The organism is Zobellella sp. DQSA1, assembly GCF_041950555.1.
Classification (GTDB): Bacteria; Pseudomonadota; Gammaproteobacteria; order Enterobacterales; family Aeromonadaceae; genus Oceanimonas.
In genome coordinates this window covers 322,501-334,510 of the sequence record NZ_CP169531.1, presented here as the reverse complement: position 1 = coordinate 334,510, position 12,010 = coordinate 322,501, and the positions used below count along the sequence as shown (strand labels likewise).

Genomic DNA, 12,010 nt, shown 5'->3' with positions numbered 1-12,010 from the left:
CACATTCAGCTACTACTACTAACTCTAGAGGTGCACAAGCGCACGGGTTAGGCGTAGCTGGAATTCATCATCCACATATTCAAGTTAAAACCCGTGCCATCCGCACGGGTTTTTTATATCTGTCGCGGGTGGCACGGATAAACAGAGGGGAAGCGACATGTCGAGCCAAGTCATTATATTCGATACCACCTTACGGGACGGCGAACAGGCGCTTTCCGCCAGCCTGACGGTCAAAGAAAAACTGCAGATCGCCCTGGCTCTGGAGCGGCTCGGGGTGGACGTGATGGAAGTGGGTTTCCCCATTTCTTCCCCCGGTGACTTCGAGTCGGTCCAAACCATCGCCCGCCATATCAAGAACAGCCGGGTCTGTGCCCTGTCCCGCGCCCTCAAGGCCGATATCGACGCCGCCGGTGAAGCCCTGCGGGTGGCGGACCAGTTCCGTATCCACACCTTTATCTCCACCTCCGACATCCATGTGCAGAGTAAACTGCGCAAGGATTTCGACTCCGTGGTGGAAATGAGTGTCGCCGCGGTCAAACACGCTCGTGGCTATACGGACGATGTGGAGTTTTCCTGTGAAGACGCCGGCCGCACCCCCATCGACAACCTGTGCCGCATGGTCGAAGCAGTCATCAAGGCTGGCGCCCGTACCGTCAATATTCCCGACACCGTGGGTTATACGGTGCCGAGCGAGTTCGGGGGCATCATCCAGACCCTGTTCAACCGGGTGCCCAATATCGACCAGGCGGTGATCTCGGTGCACTGCCACGACGACCTCGGCATGTCGGTGGCCAACTCCATCGCCGCGGTGCAGCAGGGTGCCCGCCAGATCGAATGTACCATCAACGGCATCGGTGAGCGGGCCGGCAACTGCTCGCTGGAAGAAGTGGCCATGGTCATGAAGACCCGGGGTGAGCTGCTCGGGGTACACACCAACATCAGGCATCAGGAAATCTACCGGACCAGCCAGCTGGTGCGCAACCTGTGCAACATGCCGGTACAACCCAACAAGGCCATCGTCGGTGCCAACGCCTTCGCCCACTCCTCCGGCATTCACCAGGACGGCGTGCTGAAGAACAAGAACACTTACGAGATCATCACCCCCGAGAGCATCGGCCTGCCCACCAACCATCTCAACCTGACTTCCCGCTCCGGCCGCCACGTGATCAAACACCGCATGAGCGAGATGGGCTATACCGAGCAGGACTATGATCTCGACAGCCTGTACCAGAGCTTCCTTGCCCTGGCGGACCGCAAGGGCCGGGTGTTCGACTACGATCTCGAAGCCCTGGTGTTCTTCAGCCAGATCCACGAAGAACCGGAACAATTCAAGCTCAAGTACCTGAGCGTACAGTCCGGCAGCAACGTGATGTCCACCGCCAGCGTACGCATGCTGGTGGGGGGCGAAACCGTCGACGAGGCCGCCGTCGGTAACGGCCCGGTGGATGCGGTATACCAGTGCATCAATCGCGTCACCGGCTACGACATCCGCATCGACAAGTACGAGCTCAAGAGCAAGGGCGAAGGCAAAGACGCCCTTGGCCAGGTAGACATCGTCGCCGAATACAAGGGCCGCAAGTTCCACGGCATGGGCCTGGCCACCGATATCGTCGAGTCCTCCGCCCAGGCGCTGATACACGTGATCAACAGCATCTACCGCGCCGAGCAGGTGGCCGAGAAGAAAGAAGAAATCCAAAAGAAAATTCGTATGGAGACAGTGTGAGTATGAGTGCAAGCTACAAGGTCGCCGTCTTGCCGGGCGACGGCATCGGCCCCGAAGTGATGGCGCAAGCCCTCAAGGTACTGGACAAGGTGCAGGCCGAGTTCGACTTCAGCCTGGAACTGGCCCACCATGACGTGGGCGGCATCGCCATCGACAACCACGGCACTCCGCTGCCGGCGACGACCCTGGCCGGCTGTGAAGCCGCCGACGCCATCCTGTTCGGCTCGGTCGGCGGCCCCAAGTGGGAAAAGCTGCCTCCCAATGAGCAACCCGAGCGCGGCGCCTTGCTGCCCCTGCGTGGCCACTTCAAGCTGTTCTGCAATATGCGTCCCGCCAGGATCTACCAGGGTCTGGAAGGCTTCTCCCCGCTGCGTGCCGACATCAGCGCCCGCGGCTTCGATATTCTGTGCATGCGTGAGTTGACCGGCGGTATCTACTTCGGCCAGCCCAAAGGCCGGGAAGGGTCGGGCCCCGAAGAGAAGGCGTTCGACACCGAGGTTTATCACCGCTTCGAAATCGAGCGCATCGCCCGACTGGCATTCGAGGCGGCCCGCGGCCGTCGCGGCCTGGTCACCTCGGTGGACAAGGCCAACGTGTTGCAGGCCTCCATCCTGTGGCGGGAAGTAGTTATCGAGGTGGCCAAGGATTACCCGGACGTGACCCTGAACCATATCTACATCGACAACGCGACCATGCAGCTGATCAAGGATCCGTCCCAGTTTGACGTGCTGCTGTGCTCCAACCTGTTCGGCGACATCATCTCCGACGAGATGGCGATGATCACCGGCTCCATGGGCCTGCTGCCCTCGGTCAGCCTGAACGACAAGGGCTTCGGCCTGTATGAGCCGGCCGGCGGCACCGCCCCGGATATCGCCGGCAAGAACATCGCCAATCCCATTGCCCAGATCCTCTCGGCCGCCCTGATGCTGCGTTACAGCTTCAAGCAGGAAGATGCCGCCCAGGCCATAGAGCGGGCCGTAAGCGAAACCCTGGCCGCGGGTTACTTCACCGGCGATCTTTACAGTGCCGATGCCGAACATCCGGTACAGAGCACCAGTCAAATGGGTGAGCAGATAGTCGCGCGTATCAGGAGAGCAAGCTAATGGCCAAGACCCTCTATCAGAAAGTGTTCGACGCCCACCTGGTGCGCAATGAAGCCGGTGAAACCCCGCTGCTCTACATCGACCGCCACCTGGTGCACGAAGTCACCTCGCCCCAGGCCTTCGACGGCCTGCGCGAAAAGGGCCGCAAGCTGCGCCGCCCGGACCGCACCTGGGCAACCATGGACCACAACGTCTCCACCCAGACCAACGACATCGCCGCCTCCGGCGAGATGGCCCGCATCCAGATGGAAACCCTGGCCAGGAACTGTGAAGAGTTCGGCGTGCCCCTCTATGACCTGCACCACAAGTACCAGGGCATAGTGCATGTAATCGGCCCCGAGCTGGGTCTGACCCTGCCCGGCACCACCATCGTCTGCGGCGACTCCCATACCGCCACCCATGGCGCCTTCGGTGCCCTGGCCTTCGGTATCGGCACTTCCGAGGTGGAACACGTCATGGCTACCCAGACCCTGAAACAGGGCCGGGCCAGGACCATGAAAATCCAGGTCAACGGCGCGCTCAAGCCGGGTATCAGCGCCAAGGACGTGGTGCTGGCCATCATCGGCAAGGTCGGCCACGCCGGCGGCACCGGCTATGTGGTGGAATTCTGTGGCCAGGTGATCGAGTCCCTGTCGATGGAAGCGCGCATGACCATCTGCAACATGGCCATCGAGCTCGGCGCCAAGGCCGGCCTGGTAGCTCCGGACCAGACCACCTTCGACTACCTCAAGGGCAAACCCTTCGCCCCCGAGGGCGAGCAGTGGGAAGCGGCAGTCGCCTACTGGCAGACCCTGAAATCCGATGCAGATGCTCAGTTCGACGCCGAGGTCGAGTTGGATGGCGCCGAGATCGCTCCCCAGGTGACCTGGGGTACCAACCCGGGCCAGGTGATGCCGGTGAATGGCACCATTCCGGTACCGGAAGACTTTGCCGATGCCATCGAGCGCCAGTCCGCCGCCAAGGCGCTGCAATACATGGCGCTGGAAGCGGGCCAGAAACTCACCGACGTCAGTATCGACAAGGTATTTATCGGCTCCTGCACCAACAGCCGTATCGAGGATCTGCGCGCCGCCGCCGCCATCGCCCATGGCCGCAAGGTGGCCGCCGGGGTACAGGCGCTGGTGGTGCCCGGCTCCCAGCAGGTAAAGGCCCAGGCCGAAGCGGAAGGACTGGACCAGATCTTTATCGAAGCCGGCTTCGAATGGCGCCTCCCCGGCTGCTCCATGTGTCTGGCCATGAACAACGATCGGCTGGAGCCGGGCGAGCGCTGTGCCGCCACCAGCAACCGCAACTTCGAAGGCCGCCAGGGCCGCGGTGGCCGCACCCATCTGGTGAGCCCGGCCATGGCCGCCGCCGCCGCCGTGTTCGGTCACTTCGTCGACATCCGGGATTTATAAGGGGTAAACCATGAGCGGATTCAAGCAATTAACCGGTATCGCCGCCCCCCTGGACGCGGCCAACGTAGACACCGACCAGATCATTCCCAAACAGTTCCTGCAGAAGGTGACCCGATCCGGCTTCGGCAAGCACCTGTTCCACGACTCGCGTTTTCTGGACGATGCGGGCAACCAGCCCAACCCCGAGTTCGTGCTGAACCAGGCGCCCTACGACCGGGCGGTGATCCTGCTGACCCGGGAAAACTTCGGTTGCGGCTCCAGCCGCGAGCACGCACCCTGGGCCCTGGCCGACTTCGGTCTCAAGGCCGTCATAGCGCCGAGCTTCGCCGACATCTTCTACGGCAATGCCATCAATAACGGCATGGTGCCGGTGCGACTGACCGAGGAGCAGGTGGACGCCTTGTTCCAGTACGTGAACAGTCACAAGGGTGCCGAGATCACCGTGGATCTGGAAGCCCAGCAGGTACGTGCCGGCGGGCTCGCCTTCTCCTTCGAGATCGACGAATTCCGCCGCTACTGCCTGCTCAATGGCCTGGACAATATCGGCCTGACTCTGCAACACGCGGATCAGATCGACACCTATGAGGCCAAACAGCCGAGCTGGCTGTAATTACCGCAACGCCGGCACGAGCCGGCGTTATTTTATCCTTCCAGCTGCAGCACCCTCTGCTTCAGCTCCTCGCCGAGCGGTGACTTGCGGCCACTGCCAAAATCCACCATCACCACCCGCGCCGAGCCTTCGGTGGTTACCGTCTGCAGGGCCTGGCTGACAATGCGGTATTCCATGGTAAAGCCGTGCTCGTCCAGCTGGCTGACCCGGGCCTGGGCCGTCAGGGTGTCGGGAAAGGTCACCGGGCGGCGATAACGGGCAGAGGTTTCCGCCAGCACCGGTCCCACCCCCTCCGTACTCAGCACCTCCAGCATGCCGATACGGCGCAGGTACTCGATGCGCACGGTTTCGAAATAACGGAAATAGACCACGTTGTTGACGTGGTTGAGCGCGTCCATCTCGCCCCAGGCGACGGGGATCTCGATGCTGACCGGAAAACGGGCTTCGTCCTTGGGCATGATGATGTTCCTGAAAAGCTTTAGAGTTTTTAATCTAACCACAATCCAGGAAGCATTCAATTAACATTTCCCCGTCAATGGACTTCACTCAACGCCAGGGCCACCTGATCGGTCAGTTCGCCGGCTTCCACCCGGATCACCCTGGCCGTGGCGGTCAGGGGCTCCACGCCAGCATCGGCCGAGGGCAGCACCAGACGCCACTCCTGCCCTACCTGGCACTTGCCGGCGGCAACTTCCATCAGGAGCCCCTCCGCACTGAGGTTACGGCAAATCGCTTCCACCCTTTCCTTGGTGGTGGCCAGGATCACCTTGGCATCCAGTTGCATGCGGCTGTAGAGCCGTTGTTCTTCATGAGCGGGTAACATAGGCCTTCTTCCTTATAGAACTGGTTTAGCAAAACGAATGGTCCTACAATAGCGACCATTCTCGAACGGGGTGCGGCCAGCCGCTGAGATCATACTCGTGCACCTGATCCGGGTCGTACCGGCGTAGGGATTTGAGCGCTCGGCCTTACCCTATCCACAAGGAGTGGCCCTGTGAAAAAAACCCTGATTGCCCTGTCCCTGATCGTCGCCGGCCAGGCCGTGGCGCAAACCCCGACTCTGACCATCTATACCTATAGCTCATTTGCGTCTGATTGGGGTCCAGGCCCGGCCATCGAACAAGCCTTCGAGGCGGAATGTGACTGCAATCTCGAGTTTGTGGCCCTGGACGATGGCGTGTCCATCCTTAACCGGCTACGACTCGAAGGCGCCAACACCAAGGCCGACATCGTGCTGGGGCTGGACAACAACCTGCTGCAAGCCGCCAAGGACACCGGCCTGCTGGCCGAGCACGGCCAATCTCCCGAGGGGCTCAAGGTGCCCGGCGGCTGGAACGACTCCGTCTTCCTGCCCTTCGACTACGGCTACTTCGCCTTTATCTACGACACTGAGCGTCTCGCCCATCCCCCCGCCAGCTTTGCCGAGCTGCTGGAACGCCCCGAACTGACCCTGCTGTACCAGGATCCGCGTACCAGCACCCCGGGCCAGGGCCTGATGCTGTGGGTGCAGAAGCTCTATGGCGACAAGGCCCCCGAAGTCTGGCAGAACCTGGCCAGGCGCACCGTCTCCGTCACCAAGGGCTGGAGCGAGTCCTACGGCATGTTCCTCAAGGGCGAAGCGGATCTGGTGCTGTCCTACACCACTTCCCCCGCCTACCATATCGAGGCGGAGCAGAAGACCCAGTATCAGGCGGCGGCCTTCGATGAGGGGCACTACCTGCAGGTTGAGGTGGCCGCCAGGCTCAATACCAGTAAGCAACCAGAGCTGGCCGAGCGTTTCCTGCAGTTTATGGTGGGACCCGGCTTCCAGCAGCATATTCCCGCCGGCAACTGGATGTATCCGGTGATCGATGTCGAGCTGCCCGCCGGTTTCCATTCCCTGGTCACGCCCGCACAGGCACTCAGCTTCACCGCCGAGGACGTCGCCGAGCAGCGCCAAGGCTGGCTCCGACAGTGGCTGACTGCCGTGACCCGCTGATGCCGAGCCGGTATTGGTGGCTGCCGGGCGGTCTTAGTCTGCTCGGGATACTGTTGCTGACCGCGGGACCCATAGGGGCCCTGCTGCTGCAGAGTGGCCAGATATCCCCGGGGCTGGTGTTCGCGGATCCTTATCTCCGCCATGTCATCTGGTTCAGCTTCTACCAAGCCTTGCTGTCCACCCTGCTCAGCCTGTTGCTGGCCATTCCCCTGGCCCAGACCCTGTCCCGTCGCCATTTCCCGGGGCGAACCCTGCTGCTGCGCCTGTTCGGGCTGTCTCTGGTGTTGCCGGTGATCCTGGTGGTGTTCGGCATCGTCGCCGTCCATGGTCGCCAGGGCTGGGTCAACCAATTGCTCGGACTGTTCGGCCTGGAGTCCGTCAGCTACCTCTACGGCCTGCCCGGCATCCTGCTGGCCCATGTGTTTTTCAATATGCCCCTGGCAGCCCGGATCCTGCTGCAGGGCATCGGCAGCATTCCCCAGAGCCAATGGCGGATGGCCAGCCAGCTTGGCTTCAACGGCTGGCAACTGTTCCGCTGGCTGGAATGGCCGGTCATGCGCGGTTCCCTGCCCGCCCTGGCCAGCATGATCTTCATGCTCTGCTTTACCAGCTTCGCCACCGTAATGGCACTGGGGGGCGGCCCCAGGTCTACCACGCTGGAGGTAGCCATCTATCAGGCCCTGCGTTTCGACTTCGACCTGCCCCTGGCAGGCATGCTGGCCCTACTGCAACTGCTGTTCTGTAGCGGCTTTCTGCTGCTGCAGTACTGGCTGACCGGGCCGGCACTCCATTCACAGGAGAAGCACTTCCTGGCCGCCCGACCGGACCGGAACAAGAGAGGCGTCTATCTCTGGGATCTGCTGGTGCTGAGCCTCTGCCTCGGCCTCTTTCTGCCGCCCTTGCTGGCCATTGTCGTCAGCGGCCTTAATCCCAGCCTGTGGACGGCCCTGTTCTCGCCCCGACTGTGGCAGGCTACCTTCAGCTCCATCCTCATCGCCGGCGGCGCCGGCCTGCTGTCGGTGCTGCTCACCCTGGGCCTGCTGAGCAGCAGCCGCCATCTCAGGCTGAGGCTGCATAACAAGATGGGAGCAGCACTGATGGAAGCCACCGGCTCTGTGATACTGGTGCTGCCGGCGGTGGTGCTCTCCACCGGGCTTTTTATCCTGCTGCGGGGCCTGGCCGATGTCTTTACCCTGGGCCCCTTGCTGGTGTTACTGGTCAATGCCCTGATGGCGCTTCCCTATGGGCTGCGTGCCCTGCAGCAGCCCATGGAGCGGAATGCCCGCCAGTACGACCGTCTCTGTGCCAGCCTCGATATAGGGGGACTGAACCGGCTCCGGCAGCTGGAGTGGCCCCTGCTGCGCAAACCGGCCGCCCTGGCCCTGGCCCTGGCGATGATGCTGTCGCTGGGCGATCTCAGTGCCATCGCCATGTTCGGCAGCCAGCACCTGCAAACCCTGCCCTGGTTGCTGTATCAACAGCTGGGCAACTACCAGATGACGGAAGCGGCGGCCACCTCGCTGATCCTGCTGCTGCTGAGCCTGGGGCTTTTTATGCTGATCGAAGGTGTGCTGGGAGGCAAAAATGCTGGAACTCAATGATCTCCGCTCCCACTATCCGGAGCAGGAGCTCTGCTTTTCTCTCCGGGCCGAGGCGGGGGAAATCACCGCCCTGATTGGGCCCAGTGGCGCCGGCAAGTCGACCCTGCTGGCCATGGTGGCCGGCTTTGCCCGGGTTGACTCGGGACAGCTGCACCTCGACAATCGGGATCTGCTGCCCCTGGCGCCGGCCCAAAGGCCCATGACCACCCTGTTCCAGGACAACAACCTGTTCTGGCATATGACGGTCTACCAGAATATCGCCATCGGCCTGTCCCCCGCCCTGCGACTGACACCAGTACAACAGGCGGCAGTAGAACAAGTCGCCCGGCAGGTGGGCATAGACGCCCTGCTCCAACGCAAACCGGCAAGCCTGTCGGGGGGACAACAACAGAGGGTGGGGCTGGCCCGATGCCTGGTGCGCCAGACACCGGTGCTGTTGCTCGATGAACCCTTCTCAGCCCTGGACCCGGCTCTGCGTTTCGAACTGCTGGATCTGTTGCGGGAACAGACCGACCGACTCGGACTGACGGTGTTGCTGGTTACCCATCATCCGGATGAGGCAGCCCGGGTCGCCGACCGCATCGCCTTCGTTTACGACGGCCGCATCATAGAGCAGGGCGACAGGGGGCTGTTGTCAGCCCCCCGAGCCCAGGCGTTGCAGGCCTATTTGGGTCGTTAAAGGTTTTCTTCGGCGAAGGAAGCCAACCGGCTGCGTACCACGCCGTTGAGATAAATGTTGGCGCTGCCTTCAAAATCCTTGAAGCGCTCCACGATGTAGGTCAGTCCGGAAGTCACCGGAGTCAGGTAATTGGAATCAATCTGGGCCAGGTTGCCCGAGCACACCAGCTTGGTGCCTTCACCACAGCGGGTGATGATGGTCTTGAGTTGGGAGGCGGTCAGGTTCTGGCATTCATCCAGCAGCACAAAGGTATTCTGGATGCTGCGTCCGCGCATGAAGTTGACCGACTTGAACTGGATATTGGCCTTACCCATGATGTAGCTGAGCGAGCCGTCCATGCATTCGTCTTGCTTGTGCAGTACCTCCAGAGTATCGGTGATGGCTCCCAGCCAGGGTGCCATTTTCTCCTCTTCGGTACCGGGGAGAAAACCGATGCTCTCGGCGATTTCGGGGGTATTGCGGGTCACTATAACCCTGTCGTAAATACCCTTCTCGATGGTCATCTCCAGGGCGGTGGCCATGGCCAGCAGGGTCTTGCCGCAACCGGCGGGACCGGTCAGGATCACCAGCTCGATTTGGGGATCCAGCAGGGCATCCAGTGCCATCGCCTGATAAATGTTCTTGGGATGTATGCCCCAGGCCTTGCGACCCATCATCCGTTCACGGCCCAGATCGATAAACCTGGCCTTGCCATCCGCCTTGGTAAGCACACGGCCAGCGAAATCCTCCGTATCATCGATCAGGTACTGGTTGATATGGGCCGAGGGCAAGAGCTCATCGGCAATGGTATGGATCACTTCCCGCCCATGGGTTTCACTTTCGCACTCGCCCACCTTGTCCCAGAAGCTGTCTTCGACATGGTAGAACCCCTTCGACAGCAACCGGATATCGTCAACCAGCTGATCCGAACGATAATCCTCCACATGCTGCAGCCCGGCTCCCTTGGCCTTGAGCCGCATGTTGATGTCCTTGGTGACCAGTACTGCCATGCCCTCCACATGGTGCTTCTGCAGATAGAGTGCGGTATTGATGATGCGATTGTCGGCCTCATCATCGGTAAACACCGCATAACCTTCCGGCAAATGCCGGTCCGAAATAATGGCAATGGTTCCTGAGGCCTCGTCATCCTTCAGTCCCAGAGGCACGCCGGCGAGGATTTGCTCCGGGGTGGCATCGTGGAAGATATCTTCCAAGGTTCGAATCGCCACCCGGGCATCACGACTGACATCTTTTTGCCGGTCCTTGATGCGATCCAGCTCCTCGAGCACCGTCATGGGAATAACGACGTTGTGTTCCTTGAAGGAATAGATGGAGAGAGGTTCGTGCAGGAGTACGTTGGTATCCAGAATAAAGCGTTTACGGTCGTTGCCGTCCATAGGCATTCTCCCCGGGCCTGGCCCTTGTCATGATCATTGCTCAGTTAAACCACCGCGCAATGACAGCTTTATTACACTTTAACGCTATGACGTTTTATAACTCTCGGCAAGTGATTGTTTATGATGGCTATCATCGGTGAGGGTTAACTCACTAAATCATAAGGACTATGACTAGGCCAGCATTTTTTTGTGATCTGAGACACAGTAAAGATTCCCTAGGGAAGATGTAATCGGACAGTTAAGAAGGGACTTTAATGAGGCCAAAACAGATCCGAAGCCGATATCGCTGCTGGCTGCCGGAGAACAGGACGAATCTAACCTGAACGCAAACGAAAAAACCCCGATACATAAGTATCGGGGTTTTTAATTGGGTGCCTGGCAGTGACCTACTTTCACATGGCAGCTGCCACACTATCATCGGCGCGGGTGCGTTTCACTTCTGAGTTCGGCATGGAGTCAGGTGGGACCACAACGCTATCGCCGCCAGGCATAAACTTTAATCCGGAAAAGCTCACCGCCAGGCATGGCGGCAATGCAGAAAATGCAGGAGCAATTCTCTGCCTGATGAATTCGTTCTCGACCTGCAAGGCCTCACACTTCTTGGGTGTTGTATGGTTAAGCCGCACGGGTCATTAGTACAGGTTAGCTCAACACGTCACCGCGCTTACACACCCTGCCTATCTACGTCTTAGTCTCAAACGGCCCTTTAGGAGGTTCTAGACCTCTGGGATGACTCATCTCGGGGCTCGCTTCCCGCTTAGATGCTTTCAGCGGTTATCGATTCCGAACTTAGCTACCGGGCAGTGCCATTGGCATGACAACCCGAACACCAGCGGTTCGTTCACTCCGGTCCTCTCGTACTAGGAGCAACCCCCCTCAATCATCCAACGCCCACGGCAGATAGGGACCGAACTGTCTCACGACGTTCTGAACCCAGCTCGCGTACCACTTTAAATGGCGAACAGCCATACCCTTGGGACCGACTTCAGCCCCAGGATGTGATGAGCCGACATCGAGGTGCCAAACACCGCCGTCGATATGAACTCTTGGGCGGTATCAGCCTGTTATCCCCGGAGTACCTTTTATCCGTTGAGCGATGGCCCTTCCATTCAGAACCACCGGATCACTATGACCTGCTTTCGCACCTGCTCGACCTGTCCGTCTCGCAGTTAAGCTGGCTTATGCCATTGCACTAACCGTACGATGTCCGACCGTACTTAGCCAACCTTCGTGCTCCTCCGTTACTCTTTGGGAGGAGACCGCCCCAGTCAAACTACCCACCAGGCACTGTCCGCACCCCCGATAAGGGGGCAACGTTAGAACATCAAACATACAAGGGTGGTATTTCAAGGTCGGCTCCACGGCAACTGGCGTCACCGCTTCACAGCCTCCCACCTATCCTACACATGTAGGGTCAATGTTCAGTGCCAAGCTGTAGTAAAGGTTCACGGGGTCTTTCCGTCTAGCCGCGGGTACACCGCATCTTCACGGCGAATTCAATTTCACTGAGTCTCGGGTGGAGACAGCGTGGCCATGGTTACAC

Annotated in this window: 10 protein-coding genes, 2 rRNA genes and 1 riboswitch (1 of these 13 cut by a window edge); of the genes, 7 read left to right on the top strand and 5 right to left on the bottom strand. The window is 60.1% G+C overall.

Annotated features, from left to right (window positions below; genetic code table 11):
* Positions 1-157: 157 nt before the first annotated feature.
* Genes leuA through leuD form a run of 4 tightly spaced genes read left to right on the top strand, consistent with a single transcriptional unit; the run spans position 158 to position 4,833 of the window.
* A complete protein-coding gene (gene leuA, locus ACEVBK_RS01670; RefSeq protein WP_375056890.1) occupies positions 158-1,723 on the top strand; it encodes a 2-isopropylmalate synthase in 1,566 nt (521 codons plus the stop codon).
* Between the two features lie 2 nt (positions 1,724-1,725).
* On the top strand, positions 1,726-2,826 hold the full coding sequence (gene leuB, locus ACEVBK_RS01665) for a 3-isopropylmalate dehydrogenase (protein ID WP_375058494.1): 1,101 nt from the start codon (positions 1,726-1,728) through the stop codon (positions 2,824-2,826).
* Positions 2,826-4,223 (top strand): 3-isopropylmalate dehydratase large subunit, encoded by a 1,398-nt coding sequence (leuC, locus tag ACEVBK_RS01660; protein WP_375056889.1) that lies wholly within the window; start codon positions 2,826-2,828, stop codon positions 4,221-4,223. Before leuB ends, leuC begins: the two co-directional genes overlap by 1 nt.
* A gap of 10 nt (positions 4,224-4,233) precedes the next feature.
* Positions 4,234-4,833 carry a 3-isopropylmalate dehydratase small subunit gene (gene leuD, locus ACEVBK_RS01655; RefSeq protein ID WP_375056888.1) on the top strand — a complete coding sequence of 200 codons (600 nt, stop codon included), beginning with the start codon at positions 4,234-4,236 and terminating at the stop codon, positions 4,831-4,833.
* Positions 4,834-4,865: 32 nt separating this feature from the next.
* On the opposite strand, the gene ACEVBK_RS01650 is transcribed toward leuD, so the two are convergent.
* A complete protein-coding gene (locus ACEVBK_RS01650; RefSeq protein WP_375056887.1) occupies positions 4,866-5,291 on the bottom strand; it encodes an acyl-CoA thioesterase in 426 nt (141 codons plus the stop codon).
* A 74-nt stretch (positions 5,292-5,365) separates the two neighbouring features.
* Positions 5,366-5,656, bottom strand: a complete 291-nt coding sequence (locus ACEVBK_RS01645) for a PilZ domain-containing protein (RefSeq protein ID WP_375056886.1) — start codon at positions 5,654-5,656, stop codon at positions 5,366-5,368.
* Positions 5,657-5,712: 56 nt separating this feature from the next.
* A riboswitch (TPP riboswitch) is annotated at positions 5,713-5,803 on the top strand.
* Between the two features lie 24 nt (positions 5,804-5,827).
* On the opposite strand from ACEVBK_RS01645, the gene thiB reads away from it, so the two are divergent.
* Genes thiB through thiQ form a run of 3 tightly spaced genes read left to right on the top strand, consistent with a single transcriptional unit; the run spans position 5,828 to position 9,091 of the window.
* Positions 5,828-6,811, top strand: coding sequence for a thiamine ABC transporter substrate binding subunit (thiB, locus tag ACEVBK_RS01640; RefSeq protein WP_375056885.1), 984 nt, complete (start codon positions 5,828-5,830; stop codon positions 6,809-6,811).
* Entirely contained in the window at positions 6,811-8,412 is a 1,602-nt protein-coding gene (gene thiP, locus ACEVBK_RS01635) for a thiamine/thiamine pyrophosphate ABC transporter permease (protein WP_375056884.1), read from the top strand. Before thiB ends, thiP begins: the two co-directional genes overlap by 1 nt.
* The gene (gene thiQ / locus ACEVBK_RS01630) at positions 8,396-9,091 is read left to right on the top strand and encodes a thiamine ABC transporter ATP-binding protein (protein WP_375056883.1); all 696 of its coding nucleotides are present in this window, start codon (positions 8,396-8,398) and stop codon (positions 9,089-9,091) included. Before thiP ends, thiQ begins: the two co-directional genes overlap by 17 nt.
* On the opposite strand, the gene ACEVBK_RS01625 is transcribed toward thiQ, so the two are convergent.
* The 3 genes from ACEVBK_RS01625 to ACEVBK_RS01615 form a co-directional block, all read right to left on the bottom strand.
* The gene (locus ACEVBK_RS01625) at positions 9,088-10,467 is read right to left on the bottom strand and encodes a PhoH family protein (RefSeq protein WP_375056882.1); all 1,380 of its coding nucleotides are present in this window, start codon (positions 10,465-10,467) and stop codon (positions 9,088-9,090) included. The two genes, thiQ and ACEVBK_RS01625, sit on opposite strands and share 4 nt — an antisense overlap.
* A gap of 373 nt (positions 10,468-10,840) precedes the next feature.
* Positions 10,841-10,955: ribosomal RNA gene (rrf, locus tag ACEVBK_RS01620) — 5S ribosomal RNA — on the bottom strand.
* A 123-nt stretch (positions 10,956-11,078) separates the two neighbouring features.
* A 23S ribosomal RNA gene (locus ACEVBK_RS01615) occupies positions 11,079-12,010 on the bottom strand; it runs 1,958 nt beyond the window's last position.